This window comes from Leptolyngbya sp. AN10 (assembly GCF_050565645.1).
Classification (GTDB): domain Bacteria; phylum Cyanobacteriota; class Cyanobacteriia; order Leptolyngbyales; family Leptolyngbyaceae; genus Leptolyngbya.
In genome coordinates this window covers 35,269-58,044 of record NZ_JBNXVP010000013.1, presented here as the reverse complement: position 1 = coordinate 58,044, position 22,776 = coordinate 35,269, and the positions used below count along the sequence as shown (strand labels likewise).

24 protein-coding genes are annotated in these 22,776 nt (G+C 46.8%); 11 read left to right on the top strand and 13 right to left on the bottom strand.

Translation table 11 applies throughout. The features are described 5' to 3' along the window. Nucleotides 1–33 precede the first annotated feature (33 nt). The 4 genes from ACQ4M5_RS19020 to ACQ4M5_RS19005 form a co-directional block, all read right to left on the bottom strand. Entirely contained in the window at nt 34–2,643 is a 2,610-nt protein-coding gene (locus tag ACQ4M5_RS19020) for a methyl-accepting chemotaxis protein (RefSeq protein ID WP_430677242.1), read from the bottom strand. Between the two features lie 255 nt (nt 2,644–2,898). Further along, the gene (locus tag ACQ4M5_RS19015) at nt 2,899–3,429 is read right to left on the bottom strand and encodes a chemotaxis protein CheW (protein WP_068380691.1); all 531 of its coding nucleotides are present in this window, start codon (nt 3,427–3,429) and stop codon (nt 2,899–2,901) included. Nucleotides 3,430–3,440: 11 nt separating this feature from the next. Beyond that, a complete protein-coding gene (locus tag ACQ4M5_RS19010; RefSeq protein ID WP_058999058.1) occupies nt 3,441–3,806 on the bottom strand; it encodes a response regulator transcription factor in 366 nt (121 codons plus the stop codon). A gap of 129 nt (nt 3,807–3,935) precedes the next feature. Continuing rightward, nucleotides 3,936–5,138, bottom strand: a complete 1,203-nt coding sequence (locus ACQ4M5_RS19005) for a DUF4388 domain-containing protein (RefSeq protein ID WP_430677241.1) — start codon at nt 5,136–5,138, stop codon at nt 3,936–3,938. Between the two features lie 184 nt (nt 5,139–5,322). On the opposite strand from ACQ4M5_RS19005, the gene hmpF reads away from it, so the two are divergent. After that, the gene (gene hmpF, locus ACQ4M5_RS19000; protein WP_430677240.1) at nt 5,323–7,029 is read left to right on the top strand and encodes a pilus motility taxis protein HmpF; all 1,707 of its coding nucleotides are present in this window, start codon (nt 5,323–5,325) and stop codon (nt 7,027–7,029) included. Here hmpF and tilS read toward each other — a convergent pair. Genes tilS through ccsB form a run of 3 tightly spaced genes read right to left on the bottom strand, consistent with a single transcriptional unit; the run spans nt 7,026 to nt 9,386 of the window. After that, nucleotides 7,026–7,991, bottom strand: a complete 966-nt coding sequence (gene tilS / locus ACQ4M5_RS18995; RefSeq protein WP_430677239.1) for a tRNA lysidine(34) synthetase TilS — start codon at nt 7,989–7,991, stop codon at nt 7,026–7,028. The two genes, hmpF and tilS, sit on opposite strands and share 4 nt — an antisense overlap. A gap of 9 nt (nt 7,992–8,000) precedes the next feature. After that, entirely contained in the window at nt 8,001–8,393 is a 393-nt protein-coding gene (locus ACQ4M5_RS18990; protein WP_430677238.1) for a KGK domain-containing protein, read from the bottom strand. Between the two features lie 33 nt (nt 8,394–8,426). After that, on the bottom strand, nt 8,427–9,386 hold the full coding sequence (ccsB, locus tag ACQ4M5_RS18985) for a c-type cytochrome biogenesis protein CcsB (protein WP_430677237.1): 960 nt from the start codon (nt 9,384–9,386) through the stop codon (nt 8,427–8,429). 194 nt (nt 9,387–9,580) lie between these two features. On the opposite strand from ccsB, the gene ACQ4M5_RS18980 reads away from it, so the two are divergent. The 5 genes from ACQ4M5_RS18980 (at nt 9,581) to ACQ4M5_RS18960 (ending at nt 12,489) form a co-directional block, all read left to right on the top strand. Next, nucleotides 9,581–10,600: an adenosine deaminase gene (locus tag ACQ4M5_RS18980; RefSeq protein ID WP_430677236.1), complete on the top strand. Its 1,020-nt coding sequence runs from the start codon at nt 9,581–9,583 to the stop codon at nt 10,598–10,600. A gap of 73 nt (nt 10,601–10,673) precedes the next feature. Beyond that, complete coding sequence (locus ACQ4M5_RS18975; RefSeq protein ID WP_430677234.1) at nt 10,674–11,273, top strand: hypothetical protein; 600 nt, start codon at nt 10,674–10,676, stop codon at nt 11,271–11,273. A gap of 55 nt (nt 11,274–11,328) precedes the next feature. Then, a complete protein-coding gene (locus ACQ4M5_RS18970) occupies nt 11,329–11,706 on the top strand; it encodes a hypothetical protein (RefSeq protein ID WP_430677233.1) in 378 nt (125 codons plus the stop codon). After that, the gene (locus tag ACQ4M5_RS18965) at nt 11,703–11,840 is read left to right on the top strand and encodes a hypothetical protein (protein WP_430677232.1); all 138 of its coding nucleotides are present in this window, start codon (nt 11,703–11,705) and stop codon (nt 11,838–11,840) included. Before ACQ4M5_RS18970 ends, ACQ4M5_RS18965 begins: the two co-directional genes overlap by 4 nt. A gap of 238 nt (nt 11,841–12,078) precedes the next feature. Next, on the top strand, nt 12,079–12,489 hold the full coding sequence (locus tag ACQ4M5_RS18960) for a GFA family protein (protein WP_430677231.1): 411 nt from the start codon (nt 12,079–12,081) through the stop codon (nt 12,487–12,489). Nucleotides 12,490–12,520: 31 nt separating this feature from the next. Here the strand turns inward: ACQ4M5_RS18960 and ACQ4M5_RS18955 are convergent, their stop codons facing one another. The 3 genes from ACQ4M5_RS18955 to ACQ4M5_RS18945 all read right to left on the bottom strand — a co-directional run bounded on the left by ACQ4M5_RS18955 (nt 12,521) and on the right by ACQ4M5_RS18945 (nt 14,244). Continuing rightward, on the bottom strand, nt 12,521–12,766 hold the full coding sequence (locus ACQ4M5_RS18955; protein ID WP_430677230.1) for a hypothetical protein: 246 nt from the start codon (nt 12,764–12,766) through the stop codon (nt 12,521–12,523). Between the two features lie 90 nt (nt 12,767–12,856). Beyond that, the gene (rsmG, locus tag ACQ4M5_RS18950) at nt 12,857–13,579 is read right to left on the bottom strand and encodes a 16S rRNA (guanine(527)-N(7))-methyltransferase RsmG (RefSeq protein WP_430677229.1); all 723 of its coding nucleotides are present in this window, start codon (nt 13,577–13,579) and stop codon (nt 12,857–12,859) included. Beyond that, nucleotides 13,573–14,244 carry an ABC transporter ATP-binding protein gene (locus ACQ4M5_RS18945; RefSeq protein WP_430677228.1) on the bottom strand — a complete coding sequence of 224 codons (672 nt, stop codon included), beginning with the start codon at nt 14,242–14,244 and terminating at the stop codon, nt 13,573–13,575. The genes rsmG and ACQ4M5_RS18945 overlap by 7 nt, the downstream gene beginning before the upstream one ends. 129 nt (nt 14,245–14,373) lie before the next feature. Between ACQ4M5_RS18945 and ACQ4M5_RS18940 the strand changes: the two genes are divergently transcribed. From ACQ4M5_RS18940 to ACQ4M5_RS18925, 4 genes are all read left to right on the top strand, one after another. Then, nucleotides 14,374–15,285, top strand: a complete 912-nt coding sequence (locus tag ACQ4M5_RS18940; protein WP_430677227.1) for a Sll0314/Alr1548 family TPR repeat-containing protein — start codon at nt 14,374–14,376, stop codon at nt 15,283–15,285. Nucleotides 15,286–15,502: 217 nt separating this feature from the next. Further along, nucleotides 15,503–15,961, top strand: a complete 459-nt coding sequence (locus ACQ4M5_RS18935) for a DUF3531 family protein (protein ID WP_430677226.1) — start codon at nt 15,503–15,505, stop codon at nt 15,959–15,961. Next, nucleotides 15,962–16,567 (top strand): transglutaminase-like domain-containing protein, encoded by a 606-nt coding sequence (locus tag ACQ4M5_RS18930; RefSeq protein WP_430677225.1) that lies wholly within the window; start codon nt 15,962–15,964, stop codon nt 16,565–16,567. It abuts the gene before it with no gap. A 10-nt stretch (nt 16,568–16,577) separates the two neighbouring features. After that, nucleotides 16,578–18,143 (top strand): TAXI family TRAP transporter solute-binding subunit, encoded by a 1,566-nt coding sequence (locus tag ACQ4M5_RS18925; protein WP_430677224.1) that lies wholly within the window; start codon nt 16,578–16,580, stop codon nt 18,141–18,143. 169 nt (nt 18,144–18,312) lie between these two features. Here ACQ4M5_RS18925 and ACQ4M5_RS18920 read toward each other — a convergent pair whose 3' ends face one another. Continuing rightward, nucleotides 18,313–19,515 (bottom strand): argininosuccinate synthase, encoded by a 1,203-nt coding sequence (locus ACQ4M5_RS18920; RefSeq protein WP_430677223.1) that lies wholly within the window; start codon nt 19,513–19,515, stop codon nt 18,313–18,315. A 241-nt stretch (nt 19,516–19,756) separates the two neighbouring features. Here ACQ4M5_RS18920 and ACQ4M5_RS18915 point away from each other — a divergent pair, with 241 nt between their 5' ends. After that, on the top strand, nt 19,757–20,677 hold the full coding sequence (locus ACQ4M5_RS18915) for a glycosyltransferase family 2 protein (RefSeq protein ID WP_430677222.1): 921 nt from the start codon (nt 19,757–19,759) through the stop codon (nt 20,675–20,677). A gap of 26 nt (nt 20,678–20,703) precedes the next feature. Here ACQ4M5_RS18915 and ACQ4M5_RS18910 read toward each other — a convergent pair whose 3' ends face one another. Continuing rightward, a complete protein-coding gene (locus tag ACQ4M5_RS18910) occupies nt 20,704–21,558 on the bottom strand; it encodes an NgoPII family restriction endonuclease (protein WP_430677221.1) in 855 nt (284 codons plus the stop codon). 5 nt (nt 21,559–21,563) lie between these two features. Then, nucleotides 21,564–22,628 (bottom strand): DNA cytosine methyltransferase, encoded by a 1,065-nt coding sequence (locus ACQ4M5_RS18905; RefSeq protein ID WP_430677220.1) that lies wholly within the window; start codon nt 22,626–22,628, stop codon nt 21,564–21,566. Nucleotides 22,629–22,776 lie beyond the last annotated feature (148 nt).

Genomic DNA, 22,776 nt, shown 5'->3' with positions numbered 1-22,776 from the left:
CTCAAAATGGCGCACAAAATTCAGTACGATCGCTTACTTGCGCTCGACTGTTTCAACGCGGAATCGTTCTACCGAGGTGAGCAAGTCTCGCGCAACGCCTACCAGATTTTGCAGTGAACCTGATACGCGCTGTGCTTCTTGCGAAGTTTCTTGCGCGGTCAATTCCACAGATTGCATTACCTGAGCAACGTTTCGAGAGGTTTCGGTCTGCTCAACCGTATCGGCAGTAATCGATCGCACTAAGGTATCGATCACACTCGAAACTTGAATAATGTCTTCGAGCGATCGCTTCGCCTGTTCTGCGAGTCGAGTTCCTTCGATCACCTGCTGAGTGCCTTCTTCCATCGCGGTCATCACTGACCCAGTTTCACCCTGAATTTGTAAAACGATTTGTTCGATTTCTTTCGATGCTTTCGCGGCTCGGTCTGCCAACTGCCGGACTTCATCTGCAACGATCGCGAATCCCCGTCCTGCTTCTCCTGCCCGCGCTGCCTCGATACTTGCGTTCAACGCGAGAAGGTTCGTCCGAGATGCAATCTGAGAAATCAATGCAACGATCTTGGAAATCTCTTGAGAAGATTCTGCCAATCGTTTCACTTTGCGAGTCGTTTCTGCTACTGTTTCCCGAATTTCCAGAATCCCGGCTACAGTTCTTTCTACAGCTTCACCACCCTTGAGCGCAGTTGATGATGCGGTTCTTGCGACTTCTTCAGCTTCACGAGCGCTTTCTGCCACCCGCTGAATCGAATTTGTCATCACCTGTACCGAGTTCAGCGTCACTGCCAGTTCTTCAGCTTGTCTCAAAGCATCCGAAGACAGACTTCGCGCAAACATTTCGTTTTCGGTTGAACCCTTACTCACTTGGCGTGCAGCCTGTTTCACCTGTTGAACGATTTCGCGTAGGTTCTGAATTGTCAAGTTAAACGAGTCGGCAACGGCTCCTAACACGTCAGCCGTAACTTCCGCTTGAACAGTCAAGTCTCCACGTGCTGCGCCTTCCACATCGTCTAGCAGTCGAATCACTTGGCGCTGCAAATCTTCTTTTGCTTGCTCTTGTTCTTCTGCCTTGCGTTGCGCTTCGCTGGTTGTGGTCGAGATAACACGAGTCATTTGATTGAACTCGGTCGAGAGATGACCCAATTCATCCTCAGCGAAAACGGTTGCACGAGCGTTGAAGTTCCCTTGAGAAACGGCTTGGAATTGCTGTCTAAGGTCTTCTGTCGATCGCTTCATGTGTCGGGCTGTGAGTTGACCGACTGCCAAGGCTGTCCCACCTCCGCAGATTCCACCCGCCAGTGCCATCATGATGCCAGTGGTGCGAAGTTGAGAAACAACGGCTCCATTGTTCTGCTGTGCCGCTTGGTTCGCTGAAACGAAACTTACAACTGCAACCGCGACCGCTGAAACGATTCCTGCTGCTCCTGCTGTAATCATCTGCTTGGTGGCAAATGACGCATTCTCGATCGGTGCTAACCAGCCCTGCTCAATGGTTGGGGTTGGCTCTGCTACAGGTGCATCTAGCTGAGTGGTAAAGCTAGGAACTGAATCAGTCGTACTGGACATGCTGAAAAGTTCATCTTCACGAAGTTTCGAGTCCGTACCGTTCGAGGCGAAATTGGAATTTTGACCAAAATCAATTTCTGCACTGTCTGAAGCGGCTGACATATTCGAGGTGAATCCGAAAGCGCTTCCGACTGAAGGACTGGTGAAGCCTGCGGAATCTTCAGACAGGTCAAAGTCTGAGAGATTTCCGAGATCGTCGAAGTCTTCAAAATCGTCTAGAAAATCGACGTTGCTTTGATTGCCAGGGGTTGAGACTGGCGTACTTTGAGGCTCGTCGTAGATTGGTGCAAATTTGTTTTGCTCGGTTGGAAAGTCAAATTCTGCCGCAGCTTTCTCATCGTAGAAACCAGGAGCCGCCATGAAAAGAGTGTCTTCGCTGGTGTCACGACTTGCGATCGAGCTTCGATTCGGAGCGATGTCACCCTCAGAGATACCCGGATCGGTTGAAACCGTGGTCATACTGCCGTGTGACGGTTCATCATCGGCTGCAAATACTTGATCAAAATCATCGAGAACATTTGCAAAGTCACTGGTCGGTTCACTTGCGAAAGCACTTCCATTCGATGAAACTGCAAACGGATCATCTGCACCAAAGTGGTCTTGATTCTTTGAACCGTTTCCGTTGTGGCTTGCGCCAAATGGATCGCCAAACGGAGAAGCGTCTTCAGTTTCCGCATTGAAATCATCTTGCAACACGAAATTATCGAGAGAATTCGCTTCAAATGAATCAGCGTTGTGAACTTCTCCGAAAGATGAGTAATCCGTTTCTAAGTTCGTATCTGCAAAACTGTCTGCTCCGCCATCCGCAAACTGACCAGCATAAGCGAGTCCGCTATTGGCATAATCCACAAATTCGGGGTCAGCAGTGAGGTTGAGAACGGTTTGATACTGTTCTTGCGCCACATCGTATTTTTGTAGTCCGTAGCAATAGATGTGTCCGCGCAGTAGTCGAGCGCTCGGATCATCAGGATAGCGATCGACTAATCGATCGACAATGCCTGCCGCCTCTTCATACTTGCCCTGCATATAGGCGCGTTCTGCCTGTTGATATTCTTGGGCAAACTCATTCGTTCGTGCCATATGCCTCCTCCTGCAAGTATGTGCTGCGCTGAAAACCGAATTTGAAAATGGGAGCAGTTAGGGTAAAGTGAGAATAATACATGGTGTTACTTATCGTGGCGAAGCTTATTAAAAAGCTTTCTAAGCTCTCAGACTTGTAATACTCAGCATTTAAGTGTATCTCGATCGGGAAACGCTCCTCTTCAAAATAGTTCCCCTGTTCCTTTACGAAATCAACATATTTCGCTGAGTTCCGTACATCTTGCGTTGACATCCTCATGCCGCCCACCTTGCCGATCGCAATATCGAAACCTGATCAAGCAGGCGCAAGCATTGACCCCCTTCTTTATCCAGAATCCACTCGCCTCGTAAAAACGGTGCAACACTGTCAGGAACAGCGGTCGCGGCTTGCACATTTTCGATATCAAGCCACTCCATTCCGAGAATGCGATCGACGGCTAAACCGAGCATGATATCTTGATCCTCGACCGCAATCACCGAAATTTCTGGACGATCCGTATTCAGTGCTGCCGCATCTCCTAGAAATTGACCCAGATCTGCAACCCAAACGACGCGACCCCGGACGTTTAGCGTTCCGAGCAACAATGGCGAAACATTTGGAACAGGCGTAATTCGATCCGGTGAGGGCGACAACACCTCGCGAATTCCAGTTGCAGGTAACGCAAATTCAGCCCCGGAAGGCGTATAGAATCGCAAATGCAACTCACCTTCGGGGCTTTCTAGCTCCTGAAATTCGGGCGCTTGATCTTGCCCTCTTCCTGTTAAGAAATCTGGACTTCCTACCATTACCTCTGTTCCTAACCGCGCAACAATTGTTTCACCGTACCGACGAGTTCGGTGGGCTGGAAGGGCTTGGCAATGTAGGCATCTGCCCCTTGCTTCATTCCCCAATAGCGATCGAACTCTTCCCCCTTAGAGGAACACATCACCACAGGCACTTTCTGGGTCTTGGGATCAGCTTTAAGCCGACGACAGACCTCGTAACCATTCATCCGAGGCATGACGATATCCAACACAACCAAATCAGGACATTGCCCCTGAATGTGTTCCAAGGCTTCAACGCCATCGGTCGCGATCGTCACCTCGATCCCACTGCCTTTGAGCAGATCGGTGATCATTTCTCGCTGAGTGACGCTATCTTCCACGACTAAAACTGTACTCATAACCCCCTACCTGTGAGCTTTGCTGAACCGATGACGGGAGAAACTAGCCCCTGTTTACCTTGAATCATTACTAACTAAAGTACCCGCAATTACTGAATTAAACTGATACTGGCGCAAAAACTGGTATTTTCACGAGGCATTTAAATTTAATTCGGCTTCGAGCGCATCTAAAACTTGCTGTGTGGTCGTTAGATGTTCGGGCTGACCAACACCAATGTATTTTTCTAGCAGCATCAAAATCTCATGTTCTCCAAACGGTTTGGTTAAATAATCTGTTGCTCCGACCATTCGCGCTCGGACTCGATCGATAAATCCATCTTTGCCCGTCAGCATGATAATCGGAGTTTGCCGAAATGCGGTGGATTGCCGCAACATTGCACAGATTTCGTATCCGTCGAGTTCTGGCATCGTAATATCACAGAGAATCAGATCGGGCTTAAGTTGAAACACCAAACTTAGGGCAGTCAGTGGATTCTCGATCGTGCTGATATCGTAGCCGTTGCGATCCAGCATTAATTCTACTGCCTTGCAAACCGTCGGACTGTCATCGATACAGACGACCTTGGGAGCCTTCGGAGTGCGAGGAGGTGAGGATTGCACAGTAGGATTGCTGAGGTGCAGCCATCCTCGCTGAACATACGGATAGATTGCCCTCGCAACGGTAGAAATATCGCGATTCAGATATCGAGCGATTTGCCGAATTGAGGTTTTCCCGTCGGCATAGCGATCGAGCGCTTGAAAAGTAGTATCGGGAAGTGCCGCTTTTAATAAAGTTGAATTCCCGATCGTGGGACATTGATCGGGCGAGTGTAAATACGGGTGAAGCTGTTTCCAGTCTTGGACTTGCTTCAGTATTTTTGTCGCGAGTGGCGCAATCTCCATTGTGAGCAGTTGCGGAGTGAGCGGATTTCCTAGCTCGAACACAAATGAGCCATGATGCAGACTGAGCAAATCAAACAGAGTTTCGCGCACCATGCCTTGGATGATTTTTCTTCCCTGTTCTGGGGTCACTAAGTGATTTTCCAGAAGTGCCCAGAGACAACCGTACTCAGGCGTATTAAAAGTTGCGATCGACGAGGCGGGAATTTGGTCGATCGTTGATTCCAATCGATATCGATGTAAGTAATCTCGCAGACGAGAGAAATCGGATTCGGTTTCGCCTGCGTATACGATTTGACCGTTGAGAAAAAAGACAAACCAGGAGGGATGCTGACGGGATAAGCGATTCGTACTGCCTGAATATGCCTCGACAAATAATTCGCCCGTTCGCTGACCGAGTTCGATCAGTTGCAGAATACTTCTGATGTCAATTTCACTTAGCTGTCCTTGCATGAAGCTATGCCATTAACCCGCGTGAATTGTCCACACATTGTATCTATTAATGCTTGGGTGTACCGGAATTTTCTAAGACTAAGATTTTGCAAAGCCGATAATTTTTTCGATCGCGATGGGTAGAACGCAAACAATGCGGGCACATTAATCAAAGCATTGGGCATCGAAAGGAGAGGCTATTAGTGTGCTGTATCTAGCAGAAGTGGTTCAGAAGAAAGGCAACTTCATGGGCAGTGGTAAGTCTGAACTGAAGTTACTGGCTTGTCAGCGCGGGGAACAGAATTGGAGCGCGATTACCGCAGAAGAAGTCGTAGCGGCGGATGAAGCAAGTAAATTCAGCCCTGGGACGCTTTTGCTCGTCGATCTGACTGGCAATAAGCAGGTGCAGCGCGTTCAGGAAGCCGGTCGCCCGATCGCGAATATCTTACAGACGTTCTCGCGGCTTCAAGACAAGATTAAGACGAAAGAAGCTGAGATCGAGCAGTGGAACGAGTCGCTGACTTATCAGAGTCAGGAATTGACCCGTCGAGAAATGGAGATGGAAGCTCGGCAGGAAGAACTCAAAATTATTGAGGCTGAATGTCAGCAGATGGATCAGCAACGCCAAGAATTTGTGGCGATGCGGGATGAGGTGTTGCGCCAACAGGAAGAATTGGAGCGCAATCGCCAAGAGTTACAAGGGGCGTGGGAACAGTTACACGGACAAAAGCAGCAGTTAGAAGAGCGTCAGGCTGAATTGCTGGGTGCTTGTGTGTTGGATGAAGCGAAGGCACAAGAGCTTTATCAATTGCTCGATCGCTTAATGGAATCGGGTACTTCGCGGGAAACAATGCAGCAGTGCCATGAACTGCTCGACTACCAACAAAGTCTACTAGGTCATCATTGGCAAACTCTGGAAGAGCAGCGTCAGTCGGTTAAACAGATGCACCACGAGATTGATCAGCAAGCACACAATATTGCTGAACAGTGGCAAGCCTGGTATCAGGCTCAAGAAGCACTCGAACAAGCCAGAATCGAAGTGAAATCACAAGGATCGGTTTTGGAAGCCAAACAGGAAATTGCTCGATCGCTAAATGCTCAGATTCAATACCATAGCGATTTGTACCAGAAAATTCAGAATACGATCGATGGCGCAAACGGCGATTTGCCTCAAGTTGATGTTCAAGCTTTGGAAAATATGTCGCTTGAGGAACTCCGATCGATCGTTGAAGGAATTCAGCGGGAGTTCGATCAGTCCTCTCAATTCGTACATGGACAGGAAGAAGAACTACGGCTGAAAGAGAAAGAGATTCAGGAACTTAAAGATAAGATTGCTCAGGCGAGTGAGTTCGATCGCATGAGTTTAGAAACGGAACTCGTGGATGAGCAAGATGCGTATGAGTTTCTGCATCAAACTTTAGTCGGTCAGCGTCGCAGCTTGAAAGAGAAAGAAGTCATTTTGCGCCAGCACAAGATGGTTTTAGTGCGTCGGGGTGGGGCTGAACCGGATGGAGATGGAATCGATTTCTCGATCGTGTTTGCTCAAATCGAAGCGCAACGCCAAAAGCAGTCTGAAGAATTGCAGCAAATTGAGGCGCAGATTCGAGAGATTGAAGCCGCAATGCAGCAAGCCCAGGATCGAGTGAATGGTCAAACTGGTGAACAGGATGCAAAACGCAACGAATTGAAGCAGTTTGAAGAAGCATTGCAGGCTCAAAGAGTTGTAGCAGCGGAAATTGCGGGTCGAGTGGCGTTGTATCAGGAGATGTTACAACCGATTCAGGATTCGATCGCGTCAATGGGTCAGCAGCTTGAAACGATCGCACAATCGGGCGGGCAATATGCAGCGATCGAGGAAATGAAAGCGGTGATTTCTAGCCTGACTCAAAAGCCAGAATTTGTGATGGCTTAGGGTAGTTCTTTCAGGTAGATGAGATTGCCTGAGACTTCTGCGATCGTTCTTCCAATGAACGGATCAGTCCGCGATCGATTTGGAGCGGTAATCAGCGCGACGAATTTTTCAACTTGCTCAAAATTTGGGTTGAAGTTGAGGGTTTGAATTAGAAAGTGCCGTACTGCTCGACGTTGAAGCGCGATCGGGGCTTGGCAGAGAACTTTACGATCGAAACCTTCTTCTGAGATCGCTTTTTTGTAAAGTTCTTGTGCAGCATCTTCTAGATAATCAACATCTGCGGATAAAAGCTCGATCGTTTGTGCTAAATGCTGTTCAGCTTGGGGATTGAAGTGCGTTTTCAGATAAGGAATCAATTCTTGGCGAATTCGGTTTCTTGAATACGTTAAATCTGAATTCGTGCTGTCTTCCCAGATTTGAAGATTGCGATCGCGGCAAAATTCACCCGTTTGAGAGCGAGTTATTTCTAGTAATGGACGCACTAGGGTTTGAGTTGGACTGAGCGATCGTGTCCAATTTAGCGATCGTAATCCGTCGGCTCCACTTCCTCGAATTAAGTTGAATAAAAGTGTTTCAGCCCGATCGCTTGCGGTATGTCCAGTCACGATCGCGCTAAATCCTTCAATCGTTTGAAGTTGAGCGTATCGCCAGTTTCTAGCTTCTGCTTCATTGGCGGGAACGGAATCTGCGGTTTTTAGATGAAGCGGTAAATTCCATTGTTTGGCTAGAGTTGCTACATACTCGGCGTTCTGTTGAGAGTCGGAACGCCAGCGATGATCACAATGTGCGATCGCGAGATGCCAATTCCAACGCGATCGTAAATCGATCATCAATTGCGCCAGACACATCGAATCCTGCCCACCCGAAACGGCAATCAGAATCGATTGATTTTTCTGTAATAGATTGCGATGGCGAATCGATCGATGAATTTGAGCGTGGATCGGAGTCCAAGAATTCGCCATAGTCCGAGATTAATAATCGTCTTCGTCCGCGTAAATGTCGTCGATATTGCGAGGGCGAGGTCGATCGGATAACGGTTCTAATTTCGTCAACGGTTCCGGTTGCCGCGCTGACGATCGTTCCGGCAGTCGTTCTGGTTGTCTCGCGGGTGCGAATTCCAACCGAATCCGAACTCGTCCGCGTTGCCAACCTGTTCCAGAATTGAATCTCAAAGCTTCACATTCCAAGCCTTCATCAAACCAAGCTTCGCTATCTTCTGACCATTCATCGGATTGTTCACTGATGACTTGTGCCAGTTGATCGAGAAATTCGCTCACTTTGAAGGTTGGATTGTTCATCAACACGCGACCTCGATCGACGAACAAGACTTCATCTTCATTCATTGGGGTAAATCCGTTATCCATTCTCATTCCTCGTCGATCGCGTTCTCTGTGACATTATAGGAACCAACCGTAGCTGTGAAGTCCTTTACCGAGAAGATTCACTCCCAAATAACAGATCCAAACGACGACAAATCCTGCTGCTGCGAGAAGTGCGGGTCGTCGTCCTTGCCATCCTTTCGTGATTCGTGAGTGCAGATAAGCGGCGAATACCAGCCAAGTAATAAACGCCCAAGTTTCTTTCGGGTCCCAACTCCAGTACGATCCCCAAGCTTCGTTCGCCCAAACGCCGCCTGCAATAATGCCGATCGTTAAAAGCGGAAATCCTAATCCGATGACTCGATAACTAATATTGTCTAAAGTATCGGCAAGCGTCAGACGTTGCGGGGAAAGGGTTGTTTTTTCTAAAACTGCCGTTCCGCCTGCATTCACGCTAACCTCTTCGGAGCGGTGGAGTTGATAGGATTTTTCGCGGTAACTTCCTGTGCCGATCGAGCTTCCTTTGAGTTCAATATTTTGTCCGCGAGTCACGACGAGAAATGCGATCGCTAACAACGATCCGACCATCAGCGTGGCGTAACTCAACATCATCACGCTAACGTGCATCATTAGCCAGTTCGATTTCAAAGCTGGAACTAGAGGCGCGGAAGCCTGCATCGTATCGGGCAAAGTGAGCGCGGCAAATGCTGTAATTGCCATTGCCACTGGAGCCGTAACCACTCCAACCAGTTTGCTCTTGCTCATATTTTCTGCAATCAGGTGCATCGTCGTAATGCCCCAGACGAGGAAAAAGAGCGATTCATAGAGATTGCTGAGGGGGAAATATCCCGCTTCGATCCAGCGAGCGGCGAGCAGCGTAGCCGTTGAGAGATTCGCGATCGCCATTCCAGCGGTTCCCAGGGTTGAGGCGTAGGGAATCTGTGGAAAGGCTGCACCGATCCAGTAAATCAGCATCGTCGCGAATAAAACGGCAAAGGACAAATTATCTAAAATCCCTTGAAGTGCAACCAAATCCATTTCTGTTTCCCTTAAAAGTCATTCAAATTGGCGGTCTATTTCTCATTGTATAAGCCTGTGGAGGCACTGAGGGTTTTACGATCGGTCGTTCTTAAGTTTGAATCTTTGGTTTTGGTATTACAAAGTGCCTGTCAACTTTAAACGGACAGGTCAGAATAGAGAACAATCATCAGAATTAAATATCAGAGGTGTCCGTGGCTTTATACGCAGAATTGCATCGTCACCTGGGCGGGTCGGTTGTTCCTCGCATCTTGTGGCGCTATTTAGAACGCAGCGAGTCGGAGTTAATCGATCGCTTTTCCAATTATCCAGAGTTTGAAGATTTTTATACTCGACCGCGTAATACGCTGGATGAGTATTTGGAACTTCATACGATCGTAGAAGGAGTTCAAACCGCTGAAGCGTTGCCGTATTTTATTTATCGTTTGATGCGGGGTGCGTACATTTTCGAGAATTTGGCGTATCTGGAACTTCGCTATACGCCTTATTTGCGAACGAATCCAACCTTGGATCAGTCGCGGCGAATCGAGCAGATGACCGAAATTGCTCAGATCGTCGGGCGTGCAAGTCGGTTGAAGGAATATCCAATCGTTAGTAGCCAAATTCTCTGTATGCACTCGAAATTGCCGTATGAGGTGAATCGAGCGATCGTCGATTTGGCGGCTCAGATGCCTGAATATATTTGCGCGATCGATTTAGCAGGTGGCGATTCGTATTACGGGGAACGGTTGGGAGAGTTTATCGAGTTGTTTGAATATGCTCGATCGCTCAATCTGAATACAACTTGTCATTTATATGAAACTGAAGGCAATTATCCTGAACTGCTGCCCTTTTTGAATCGAATCGGGCATGGCATCCAAATTCCGCTCCGTTACCCGCATTTGATGAAAGAAGTGGCGCAGCGAAATCAATGTCTAGAAGTGTGCCCGACTACTTATCTGAAAACGGGAACGCTTCAGGAAGTTCGGCAACTGAAAGCGGTGTTTGATCAATGCTTCGATGCAGGAGTTGATATTGCAATCTGTACCGATAATGCGGGATTGAATGATGTGCGGTTGCCGTTTGAGTATGAAACGCTGCTCACTCAAGATGTGATTGGGTTTGAGGAGTTGCAGGCGTGTCAGGATGCGGCGTTTCGTCATGCGTTTGCGTGGCAGTATGCTCAACGTCCGGCTTCGTTAATCGATCGATTGTTGAAATCTGAGGCAAGTTAGAGCGTTGGGGAGATGAAAGTAGCTACTATCTCCCCACTTCTAACTAACGCAATCACGAGAGGCGAGTTGCCGAATGCCGAAAATTATCAACTTCTTGTCAGATCCAAGTCATTGCCCTGAGCTTGCCCAAGCCTACGATCAAGCAATCTCTTGTGATTCAGATTATCTTGCTTGGTGGAACAGTTGCCAGCGTGGAAATGCACTGGCGGAGTTTGCATTATCGCTTGAAATCGAGGAAAAGATTCTAATCCGCGCGATTTGCCGCTGTGTGCGAACTGTACTCAAGTTTATTCCATTACAATTTCAGCAGCAATCAATGCAAGTTTTGAAAACGGTTGAGGCATGGAAAAACGACCTTGCATCTCAAGAAGAAGTTCGGGCGGAGATTGACTCACTTCGTAGTCTAGCTAAGGTCTGCAATATCGATCAATCAGAACGTTGTGCTATTGCAACAATTATGATGAGCAGTAACCGCGACGTGGAGACCACAATTCGCTTTGTTGCTGATACTTGGGCGATCGCAGAAACAAAGGAAATCTCAAGAAGCGACGATTATTGTAATTCAGATCGCTATATTAAAGTCTTCAATCGAGTCAACCAAGTTTGTGCAGATATTATTCGTTCTGAAATTTCGATTTCTGTCATTACAGATAGATGGTCAAAATATAGTTAATTAAGGAGCGATCGCATCCGCTACAATCAAGCTACAGCTTCAAACCATTCGTGTCATGAATCTCCATGTCTCTTCGGTTCAGCCTAGTTCATCGCTTCAAATTTTGCTAGAGCAACAACCGGATGGGCAGATTCGGGCAGTCGTTCCAGCGTTACTCGAATGTGCGGTCACTCGTTCTACTCGTGGAGAAGCGACCCTTGCGGTATCTGCGAAGCAGCACGCAGCAATTCAGCAACTTCTATCAGAACGTTTGTCCACGCTCGAAGTTCTTGCCGTTGATTTGAATCCGCCACAAGAAACTGAGAAACCTTGGATGAAATTTGCAGGCGTTTTTAAGAACGATCCGGATTTTGCAGCGATCGTCAAAGCACTCCGAGAAGAACGAGAAATTGGCGATGATTCTCCTGCGTATTCCTTGGATGATATCGAATGACGTTACGGATTCTTGATACTGTTCACGTTTCACTGTTTCTCGGCGGACATCCAAAAGCCATTGCGAGATTGAATGAAGCAGGATTGAATTGGGCAATTACTGTGATTACTGTACAAGAAATCTTTAACGGCTGAATTGGCGAGATTAATAATCCTAATGCTCAACGTTCGGCATCGCTAATCGATCGGCTTTTGAAGTCTGAGGCGAGTTAGAGCATTAGTAGGGATGGGAAGTAGAAAAAGACTGTTTCTTGTCCCTCTAATCTTCATTAAGTATCCAGTCGCTAATTGCACTGATTATCGCTTGGGCGCTTGATTATTTTGAACAGATGTACTAATCTTACTTCAGTCATTAAACAGCAGAGGTAATAAAATGGAAGGGAAATGTCTTTGCGGTGCAATCACCCTCAGAACACCAGACCAAAAGCGCCTTGATGCTTGTCATTGCGGAATGTGTCGGCGCTGGGGAGGTGGACCAGCACTAGCAGTTTCTTGTGGTTCGGATGTGCAGATCGAGGGTGCTGACAAGCTGAAAGTGTATCAGTCTTCAGAATGGGCTGAAAGAGCGTTTTGTAGTGAATGCGGCACTCATTTGTTCTACAAACTACTGCCGACCAACCAATACTCGATTCCAGTTGGTCTATTTCAGAATGACATTAAGTTTGAGTTTGAAGAGCAAATTTATATCGATATGAAACCGGGCTACTACGAATTTGCTAATCAGACCTTGAATCTAACCGAAGCAGAGGTTCTCGCCAAATTTGCCCAAAGTGAGACGATCTGAGATACATCACCAGTTGTTCTCTGGAGGTAGGTTAGCAGAAATTAGCAATAGCGATCGCATCCGATACAATCAAGCTACCGCTTTGAACCCCGATCGCTTCATCAAACACAGTGTTTCTTAAAGCAAACACAGCGATCGCTTCATCAAACACAGCTTTTGCGAAATTAAACACAGTGTTTTGTGAAGTAAACACAGCGATCGCTTCATCAAACACAGTGTTTCTTAAAGCAAACACAGCGATCGCTTCACAATTCAATGCTTCCGCTGAATCAATCACAGTGTTTCATTTCGCGATCGCAGCTTTCGCTAACGGAATACAACTTCTCACCGAAGCAGAACTCGAACAAGAACTCATCGATCGATAAATTCAGAGCGGATCTTGAGTCGGAATGCCGATCGCTCTTGGAAATTCAGCGGGGGTTGCAGTTGTTTTCCGCAAATATAAACAGTGTCGAACCCCGTGCGTTAGGGGAGTTTCAAAGGAATCGCATTCTTCCACAATTCCGCCTAATTCTTGCACTGCTCGATCGAGTGCGATCGCTTCTTCGTCTGTCCATTGTCCGCGATACAAGACGGCAATTCCACCAACTTTGAGCAACGGTAACGCATACTCCGCACAAACTGAAGCTGCTGCCACTGCGCGAATGGTTGCCAGATTGTAAGCTTCTCGATGTCCAGAACTTTGTCCAACTTGCTCCACGCGATCGACCATCGATCGAACATTGCTTAATCCCAACGCTTTCGTGCTCTCTTGTAGGAAATTGACCTTTTTCCGCGTCGAATCGAGCAGAGTCACTTTCCAATCCGGACGCACAATCGCCATTGGAATTCCTGGAAATCCGGCTCCAGTTCCGATGTCGATCGCGCTTAAATTCGACTCAGTGACTTTCGGGAAAACTCCCCGCAGCGAATCCCATAAATGTTTTTCCCAGAAATCAACAGGTTCGGTAATACGAGTGAGATTCTGCTGTTGATTGCCTGTGATCACGAGTTCGTAAAACTGTTGAAACTGCGATCGCGCTTTCTCATCTGGACACCAGCCCGTAGTCGATTTCCAAAGATCGATCATTTCCGGTAACGCGACTAACATTTGACGCGCTCCAATCGGTCTGGAGAAAGTTCTTCAGGAGCGACTTCTTTTAGTTCACCGTGACGCAGCGACCAACAGCGATCGGCAATTTCTAACATATCGCCTGCATCGTGTGAGACGACTAGCAAACTCCAATGAGTTTTGAGCTTGGCAAGTAATCGAACCAATTGCCGACGAATTGACCAGTCTAAGCCTGCCGTGGGTTCATCGAGTAGCAAAATGCTCGGTTGGCGAATCAATTGAACCGCTAACGCCAATCGTCGTTGTTGTCCGCCACTTAGCGCATGAGGAGCCGTTGAAAGTGGCAAATGATCCAAGCTGACTTCTTGAAGGGCTTCGTGAATGCGATCGCTACTTAATTCGGGGTGTCCCAAGCGCAATTCTTCTAAGATCGTGCCGCCACAGAAATGCCGTTCGGGAAACTGAAACACCAGCCCGCACAACTGCTGCATATTTAGAAAATTCAATTCCTGTTCGCGCCAGAAAATCTCTCCGCTCGTATGTTCTGCCAAACCCGCCAAAATTTCGAGCAGCGTACTTTTCCCCGATCCACTCGGTCCAACGACTAACGTTAATTGCTGCGGTGCAACCTCTAAATTGATGGATTTCAAAATCGGCTCTGGGGTCGCAGTCGGATGATAGGACAAATCGCGCAGATAAAGCATGAACTCGTGAATGGCTAGGGCAACCCTCAGTTTAACCTGGGTTCATCCAGACAGACGTGATTAAATCGATGGAACCTGCGATCGCTTAAAATCGTCTCTTACCTCCGATGCGTCAAAAACTCAAACAATATGGTGAAGTGGCTATCCCGGAAGCTGGCTCAACAAGCAAGTGCGATCGCGCTAACGATTGGAATGTTCGCAACTCCGTCGCTGGCAAAAGATCCGTTTAGAACAAGTAATCCACGTCCAATTAGCGATCGAACTGAAGCCGCATTTCGGGCAATTTTCGAGAAAGGCAATTACACCGAAGCCACTCGAATTTTGCAGCAGGCTGATCCAAATGAGCCGCTTTCCTTTGCGCTCAAAGGTGCGATCGCTTATGTCAGTTTGCAAGGTGAATCTGATCCAGGACGCAAACAGACGCGACTCAACGAATTCAGAGGTTACGCCGCGCAAACTCGCAGTGTCGCTCAACAGTTAGCCAAATCTGACCCGCTCCGGGGCAATCTCTATCAAGCTGTAGGTACGATTTTTGAGAGTGGCTACGTTGCAGCGACAGAAGGAACCGTTCGCGGCATTCCTCAAATTTTGGGCAATCTTCAGGAAGCCTTTCGCTATTTGGATGCAGCCGAAAAAATCGATCCGAAAGATCCCGAACTCAATTTGATCAAAGGCATGATCGATTTGCTGCTTTCAACAGCGCTGAATCTGCCATTATCGAGTCCGGATGATGCGATCGCTCGTTTGCAAACTACGGCTCAACCGCGTTACGTTGCCGATCGAGGATTAGCGCTTGGATATCGCGACCTTAAACAGTTCGATCGTGCTCTGCAAGCGATCGATAATGCGCTAAAAGCCGCTCCAGATAATCCCGAACTCAGCTATCTCAAGGCTCAAATTCTCGTCCGCAGTCAGCGTCATAGTGAGAGCATTCCACTGTTTCAAAAGGCTCTGACTAAGCGCGATCAGCTTCCTTCTGTGACTGTTCGCCAGATTGAGCGAGAATTACGCAACGCACAGCAACGAGTAGGACAGCGATAGGATCGTGAGTTCGATGAAGGGTAGCAATCCTGAATTAGTCGTGAATTGCAAGATTAATCGTGCCCCCTAACCCCCAAGTTTGGGGGAACAAGAGTCTTAGCCCCCAGAATTGGGGGTTTGGGGGCACAATCCGCCCACAACGCAGCGCATAGCCACTGTAGAACTAGGGTTAAAATAGAATTTAGGCAACGATTTTTAACTGCCTGAATTTCTATTTATGCGTATTCAGTTTCGCGAGTTTGATCCGTTTAACGTCTGGTTTTGGGTTGAGTTTAATACTGTGCCTTCCGAGATGGAAAAACAGTATGTCGAAGAGGTGTTTAGCTCCTGGTTTTTCCTTGGCAAACTGGGAGGTTTTAATGCTGAGAATTTGCAAGTCCAAGATGCAGGGCTAGAAGTCAGCTACATGCCTTATGACGAGGATGTTGCTGCTGATAGCATGATGGCTGTGATGCACAATATGGGCGACTTTGAGTATGAAAGCAATTGGGGTCGCTGCTGGTTTGATTTGGGAACGAGTGATGCGATCGCCATTGACATTCTGATCAATTCCCTCAAACAGTTGAGCAAGGATTTTGTCACGATCGATGCTCTGATCGTCGGCGGCGAGAATGAAGATTGGCGCGTTCCTGGAAGCAGTGAACCTGGCTTTGTGGTGGACAATCAGCGCAATTAAATGAAAGAGTACCTAGAATCAACCGAGATCATTGATTGGCAACATCCCGCGATCGTTGAACAGGCTCGACAGCTTGCAGCGGGATGTCAGAGTCAGAGCGCGATTGCGAAATCTTGTTTTGAGTGGGTTCGAGACGAAATCCGCCATAGCTTTGACTATCAGATGAATCCGATTACCTGTCGGGCTTCTGATGTGCTGCAACACAAAACCGGATATTGCTACGCCAAAAGTCATTTATTAGCTGCGTTGCTGCGGACGAACGGAATTCCAGCAGGATTTTGCTATCAACGATTGAGCATTGATGATCAGGGTGCGCCGTACTGCTTACATGGCTTGAATGGTGTGTACTTGCCAGAAATCGGCTGGTATCGCATGGATGCTAGAGGCAATCGAGAAGGGGTGAATGCTCAGTTTGTTCCTCCTCAAGAGCAGTTAGCGTTCAAAATTCAGTTTGCAGAAGAAGCCGATTTTCGGTCAATTCTGCCAGAACCGTTTCCCGTTGTGATAGAAGCTCTGCAAAGTCAGGAAACCTGGGATGGAATGCTTCAAGCTCTTCCAGATGTGTCTTTAGAGGAAGCGAAAAGTCTCGGCTTACAACCCATCTAACTCGACTCTAATGACAAACACTCAGCTTTCACTCCCGTCGAAAATTCTGCTTGCTTTGTCTTTAGTATTCGCTGTGATTAGTGTGAATTGGGTCGCGATTAGTTCACATCGGATTACGCATCTAAACCTCGACTGTGGAGAGCCGCAAGGGGAGAGTTTTATTTTGGGAAACGCGATCGCGAAAGTGATTCAGGAGAACAATCCCAGACTCGATGTTTCGGTGATTGCGACGAGTGGGAGCGATGAGAACTTTGAGCAGCTTGAAAAAGGAGCGGCAGATTTAGCGATCGTTCAAGCGGATCTCCCTGGTGGACGGGCTGCAAGAACGGTCGCTGTTCTGTTTGAGGACATGTTTCAACTGATTGTTCAGTCGAAATCTGGGTTGAATAATTTGAATGATTTAGTCGGACATAAAATTGTTCTGCAACCAAACAGCGGTGAATTCTATTCGTTTCTAGAATTAACTGAACATTACGGATTGAAGCTTGAAGATTTTCAATTAACTTTCGCGACTGGAGCCGAAGCAGAAGATCTTTTTCGGCAAAAACAAGTCGATGCAATGTTCCGAGTGCGAACGCTGAATAACGATTACATTACTCAAATGGTTCAGCAAACTCGCGCTCAAATTTTACCGATCGAGCAAGCCAAAGCGCTACAAGTTCGCCATCCCGCGCTAGAACCCGCTCTGATTCCAATGGGAGTGTATCAAGGTTATCCCGCCATTCCACCCGTTGATCTGCCTTCTATCTCGCTGAAGCGGCTTCTCGTTGCGAGTCAGACGATCGATGCTGGAGTCGTTAAACAAATTACTCAAACAATCCTGGAACATCAACGCGAGATTGCCAATGCGATTCCAGAATCTTATGCTGATCTGCGTCCATTAGTGGCTGGCATTAAACGCCCTAGTGCATCGGAAGGAACAGGAATTGCACTGCATCCAGGAGCGATCGCATATTACGAGCGCGATCAGCCAACGCTAATCTCATTCTTGGTTTCTTTCCTAATCAAGAATGGCGGATTGTTGATCGCTTTAACCACTCTTCCAGCCGGAAGCTTAGTTGGATTGTGGGAATGGTGGCAGCGATTGAAACAACAAGCGGACGATCGTAAATTATTAGCCGATCGATATATCAATTCAGCGATCGCATCGATTGAAATTCCTGGAGAGTTGGAAGGTATCGATCGACAGTCCCACATTCGATCTCAGCAAAAAACTCTAGAGCAATTATTAATCGAAGCTGCGACTGCACTCGCTCAAGATCAAATTACTCAACAGTCTTTTCGAGTATTTAATGATGCTTACAATACAGCCCGATTAGTATTACAACGATGCGCTGAGAATAGCTCTGAGGATTTGTGCGATCGATACATTCAAGCTTTGATCAGTTTCCAAGAACCATCTCAGTCTGATTTGTCTGCATTGCTGCAACAAGTTGAAACCAGTTTGATCAAAAAAGAAATCACCCAAGAAGGCTTCCGAACCTTCATGGATGCTTACCGGGCAACTACTCGATCGCTCAAAACTCAGCGACAGGAAGCAGCAAAATCTTCACTGCCGACTGAAACTGCCGACTGAATAAGATTTGAAAAAAATGATGCGCCTGGGCGAATAGAATTCGCGGCTATACAAACGAAGTCCGTGAAGACGGACTAATCTTTGGCAATGGCTGTTAGTGTGCGGAGGCACACTTTGTTTGTATAGCTGTGAATTCCATTCGCCGAGCACAAATCAATCTGAACTCACCTTATTTCCGGTGCTGCTGCGACCAAACGCGAGTCGGCAAGCCCCAAACATAGATGAATCCTTCTGCTGCCTTGTGATCGAACTGATCTTCCGCTCCGTAAGTTGCAAGATCCGGTGTATACAGCGAATGCTCAGATTTACGACCCACGATCGATGAATTGCCCTTAAACAATTTCACCCGAACCGTTCCCGTCACTTTCTCCTGTGTCTGCCGCACAAACGCATCCAGCGCAGATTTGAGCGGACTATACCACAAGCCGTTATAAATCATCTGCGAATAGGTTTCCTCAATTCCTCGCTTGTAGTGCGTTACATCAGCGGTCAGTGCCAAACTTTCTAAATCGCGGTGTGCTTGAATCAACACCAACAAAGCAGGCGTTTCATAAATCTCGCGAGACTTAATCCCGACTAAGCGGTTTTCCACCATGTCAATCCGTCCGATCCCGTGATTGCCGACCCGATCGTTCAATTCGGAAATCAAATCGATCGGATTCAAAACGCGACCATCTAAACTGACTGGAATTCCCATCTCAAAGCCGATTTCAACGTAATCCGGTTCGTTGGGTGTATCCTCGATCGCTTTCGTCATCACATAGATTTCTTCCAGCGGTTCCGTCCAAGGATCTTCAAGTGGACCTGCCTCAATACTGCGACCGAGCAAATTACGATCGATACTGTAAGGCGACTTTTTCTTCACCGGGGACGAGATGCCGAAGCGCTCTCCATACGCGATCGTTTCTTCGCGGCTCATGCCCCACTCACGAGCAGGAGCCAGCACTTTCAAATCAGGATTGAGAGCCGCGATCGCCACATCAAACCGCACCTGATCATTTCCCTTCCCAGTACACCCGTGAGCGACCGCATCGGCTCCATATTCCGCCGCCGCATCTACGAGCAGTTTCGCAATCAACGGGCGTGCTAACGCAGTCGAGAGCGGGTAACGATTTTCGTAGAGCGCATTCGCTTGAATCGCTGGAAAGGCGTAATCCTTGACAAAGTTCATTTTTGCATCAGCCACCAGTGACACCGATGCCCCTGAGGTGAGTGCCTTCTCGCGAATCGGCTCTAATTCGTCTCCCTGTCCCAAATCCGCCGCTAGAGTGATGACTTCTTCAACACCCCATTCTTGCTTGAGGTATGGAATACAAACGGATGTATCGACTCCACCTGAATAAGCCAGCACAACTTTCTTCGCACGACCCATAAATTTCCGCTCTCTGTAACGTCAGAACAATCAAGTTTACAATTATGCCGCTAAACTTCTGTATCACACGTCAGAAGTTGCACAGAATTCGAGTTAAAGAAAGATTGCTGTCCGAGTCTCCGTGATCAAACCTGCGGGATCACGAATCTATCTTGCGACAGAATTTCTCAAAGTCAGGAACTCGACTGGGTTGAACTGCGATCGAGGATACTAGGAACGTGCCATTGAGGAGACGATCGCTGTGTTTTTGAGTGTTGTGATTCCGACGTACAACCGCAAACCGATTCTAGAAAAGTGCTTGAGAGCGCTAGAAAATCAGCAATATTCAGATTACGAAGTCGTTGTCGTGGATGATGGCTCAACGGATGGCACGGTCGAATGGTTGTCGAATTCGACTGAGTTTCCTCACGTTCGTTTGTTCTGTCAGGATCACAAAGGAGCGGCAGGCGCACGAAATTTTGGAGTAGAACAGGCGAAAGGAGACACGATCGTATTTATCGATAGCGATTTAGTCGTAACGGAAGTGTTTTTGCGATCGCACGTCGAAGCTTTAATGGAAGGACAAAAGGAATTAGGCAGCGATCGCCTTTTTACCTATGGTCGCGTAATCAATACTGCGAACTTTGATAATCCAACTTCTGAACCTTACAAGCTGACAGATTTTTCTGCGGCTTACTTTGCAACAGGAAATGTTGCGATCGCTCGTCACTGGTTAATCGAAGCAGGACTCTTCGACACCGGATTCAAACAATACGGTTGGGAAGATTTAGAACTTGGTGTGCGGTTGAAAAACTTAGGATTGAAATTAATTAAATGCCCTGAAGCCGTTGGATATCATTGGCATCCTGCTTTCTCTTTAGATCAAATTCCGCGCCTAATTGATGTCGAACTTCAGCGGGGACGAATGGGAGTTGTGTTTTATCAAAAACATCCGACTTGGGATGTAAAAATGATGATTCAGATGACTTGGATTCATCGAGTTTTGTGGGGAGTTTTGTCCCTGGGTGGCGCGTTAAATGAGAGAACCCTTGCGCCTGTTATGCGATCGCTAATCAATCAAGGAAAGCCCCAACTCGCTGAACAAGTCGCCCGAATTTTTCTCAACTGGTACAACGTCAAAGGCGTTTATGCTGCTTATGCTGAAGTACAACAGAAACAATAATCGCTTTGATAACTTTATCAAGAGATCTAAGTTTGGTAGATGATCAGTTTAGCTGGCAGACGTTTTACAGGATTATCAGGGGACTTAATCTTGACATCAGTAATGTTCAGTTGATTGGAAGTCGTCGCTTCAAGCCATCTTCTATCTTCCAAGGGTAAGGACAAATATTTTTCCTCTCTTAACAGGACAACCACTCTCAGTGAATCATTCGGTTCAAGAGAAATATTTAGATATTGAAAAGCCTTACGAGGATGTTCAATTTGCCACATTCCCCTAATTCTCAAACTTGTGATTCCGAGGGGATCGATTTTATTTACCCTTCCTAGTTCCTTAGTAATGCTAAATTCAAAATCTTGAATGCCTGCGATTCCTCTTACAATCCTCTGCTTAACAGTTTCATAGACTTCTCGACTTGCTGCGTAACAATCTCCGTACACGAGCCAGAGAGAACGAAGTTTTTCTTGCTGAACGCAACCGATCGCGTAAATTAAATCTTTCTCAGTCCACGCTTCACAGCTTCGACATGCGCTTGTGAGCATCGGACTATTTGCAAATAGCTTTGCTGAGGGATACGAGCTATTTAAAGCGATCGTAGAAGACTCTGAACCCAGTTTTTTCACTTCTATCGCATCCCCACCTGCAATCATGAGATCAGGTGGATTATTTGCATTCCCAAAATACGAATACACATCTTCATAAGCCGTCAATCTTTCTTCTTCACTTTGAACATTGAGCGTATTAGCGAAGATATCTTTGATGAATAGCTCTAAAGAATCACCTACAGCGTTAATTCTATTGCGACTTCGATAGTAAGTTACAACGTCAGAAATTGGATTCTCAATAACTGTTTTTACTGCTTTCAAGATGTTGGCATTACTCATGAAATCTACAATTCTAAACTAAGTTGAAACGTCTTATTAAATGGGAAACTAGGAGTATCTTCGGCTTCGCTTACTTCAAATAAATCATAATAAATCGCTTTAGCGATCGCACGTCCAAGTATTACAGGAACAGCATTTCCAATCATCTTATATCCATCTGATAGATCTCTGTAATAGAAGAGAATATTATCAGGAAATGTCTGAATTCTGGCGCATTCTCGAATGGATAAACGCCGATATGAATGAGGCGAATCAGGATCAAAAATGAATTTATCTCTCTCTAAGTAAATCATCTTATTTGCCTGTGGGTGCATCGGCGCGTGACGACCGCCTGCTTGAATCGTAAACGAAGGCTCATTCCAAGAACGCACTCGATTACGGGAAAGGTAGTGGCTAGAGAAACCGCCAATCATGTACTCGTGATTAGGAACTTTGCAGGCTTCTCCGTTTGTTTTATTCTTGTCTTGAGCAGGAATCGCTAAATTTCTCAAATCCCAAATTGCATTCTGTAGATTTTGAGATTGATGGTGAAACTTTTCTAATAAATCAAAGTTGAAACGTTTCTTTAGAGAAGCATGATAGCCCACAAAAAACACCCGCTCTCTATCTTGAGGAACGCCATAATCTGCTGCGTTTAAAAGCTTGTGTGCTACTAAATAGCCCGCTCTCTCGAAGCTAGTAATGATTGAAAGTAATGCAGGAAGGTGCTTTTTGTGAAGCATTCCAGAAACGTTTTCGGCTAAAAAGAAGAGGGGTTGTTTATCCTTTAAAACCCGGACATACTCTAGAAAAAGCTGACCCCTAGCATCATCAATCCCTTTTTGCGTTCCAGCTTCACTCCAGCTTTGGCAAGGTGGACCTCCAATAATGCCAATGCACTCAGGAATCTCCTCGGAAGGAATGCTTCTGATGCTGCGCTGATCTAAGACGGTTTCGGGATAGTTCTTTTTGTAGGTTTCCCAGATGCTTTTATCGTATTCATTTGCCCAGATTGTCCGAAATCCAGCTTGATTAAATCCTAAATCCAAGCCTCCACAACCAGAAAATAAAGAAACGATCGCTTTCGACATGGACGGTATACCACTGGATTCGGTCAGATGTATCTTTATACCTTAATAGTGAAGCGGACTCTTAATTCAAGCCTCGATTATTTCCTCTCAGTCTAGATTCACTCTTGCGATCGATTTCCCCAACTCCCCACTCTGACACAATACAAAT

Excerpts from the sequence above, each read along its gene's own strand:
- ACQ4M5_RS19020 (WP_430677242.1), bottom strand. The coding sequence starts at position 2,643 with ATGGCACGAACGAATGAGTTTGCCCAAGAATATCAACAGGCAGAACGC.
- ACQ4M5_RS19015 (WP_068380691.1), bottom strand. The coding sequence starts at position 3,429 with ATGGTAGGAAGTCCAGATTTCTTAACAGGAAGAGGGCAAGATCAAGCG.
- ACQ4M5_RS19010 (WP_058999058.1), bottom strand. The coding sequence starts at position 3,806 with ATGAGTACAGTTTTAGTCGTGGAAGATAGCGTCACTCAGCGAGAAATG.
- ACQ4M5_RS19005 (WP_430677241.1), bottom strand. The coding sequence starts at position 5,138 with ATGCAAGGACAGCTAAGTGAAATTGACATCAGAAGTATTCTGCAACTG.
- tilS (WP_430677239.1), bottom strand. The coding sequence starts at position 7,991 with ATGGCGAATTCTTGGACTCCGATCCACGCTCAAATTCATCGATCGATT.
- ACQ4M5_RS18990 (WP_430677238.1), bottom strand. The coding sequence starts at position 8,393 with ATGGATAACGGATTTACCCCAATGAATGAAGATGAAGTCTTGTTCGTC.
- ccsB (WP_430677237.1), bottom strand. The coding sequence starts at position 9,386 with ATGGATTTGGTTGCACTTCAAGGGATTTTAGATAATTTGTCCTTTGCC.
- ACQ4M5_RS18975 (WP_430677234.1), top strand. The coding sequence starts at position 10,674 with ATGCCGAAAATTATCAACTTCTTGTCAGATCCAAGTCATTGCCCTGAG.
- ACQ4M5_RS18970 (WP_430677233.1), top strand. The coding sequence starts at position 11,329 with ATGAATCTCCATGTCTCTTCGGTTCAGCCTAGTTCATCGCTTCAAATT.
- ACQ4M5_RS18965 (WP_430677232.1), top strand. The coding sequence starts at position 11,703 with ATGACGTTACGGATTCTTGATACTGTTCACGTTTCACTGTTTCTCGGC.
- ACQ4M5_RS18960 (WP_430677231.1), top strand. The coding sequence starts at position 12,079 with ATGGAAGGGAAATGTCTTTGCGGTGCAATCACCCTCAGAACACCAGAC.
- rsmG (WP_430677229.1), bottom strand. The coding sequence starts at position 13,579 with ATGTTAGTCGCGTTACCGGAAATGATCGATCTTTGGAAATCGACTACG.
- ACQ4M5_RS18945 (WP_430677228.1), bottom strand. The coding sequence starts at position 14,244 with ATGCTTTATCTGCGCGATTTGTCCTATCATCCGACTGCGACCCCAGAG.
- ACQ4M5_RS18940 (WP_430677227.1), top strand. The coding sequence starts at position 14,374 with ATGGTGAAGTGGCTATCCCGGAAGCTGGCTCAACAAGCAAGTGCGATC.
- ACQ4M5_RS18935 (WP_430677226.1), top strand. The coding sequence starts at position 15,503 with ATGCGTATTCAGTTTCGCGAGTTTGATCCGTTTAACGTCTGGTTTTGG.
- ACQ4M5_RS18930 (WP_430677225.1), top strand. The coding sequence starts at position 15,962 with ATGAAAGAGTACCTAGAATCAACCGAGATCATTGATTGGCAACATCCC.
- ACQ4M5_RS18925 (WP_430677224.1), top strand. The coding sequence starts at position 16,578 with ATGACAAACACTCAGCTTTCACTCCCGTCGAAAATTCTGCTTGCTTTG.
- ACQ4M5_RS18920 (WP_430677223.1), bottom strand. The coding sequence starts at position 19,515 with ATGGGTCGTGCGAAGAAAGTTGTGCTGGCTTATTCAGGTGGAGTCGAT.
- ACQ4M5_RS18910 (WP_430677221.1), bottom strand. The coding sequence starts at position 21,558 with ATGAGTAATGCCAACATCTTGAAAGCAGTAAAAACAGTTATTGAGAAT.
- ACQ4M5_RS18905 (WP_430677220.1), bottom strand. The coding sequence starts at position 22,628 with ATGTCGAAAGCGATCGTTTCTTTATTTTCTGGTTGTGGAGGCTTGGAT.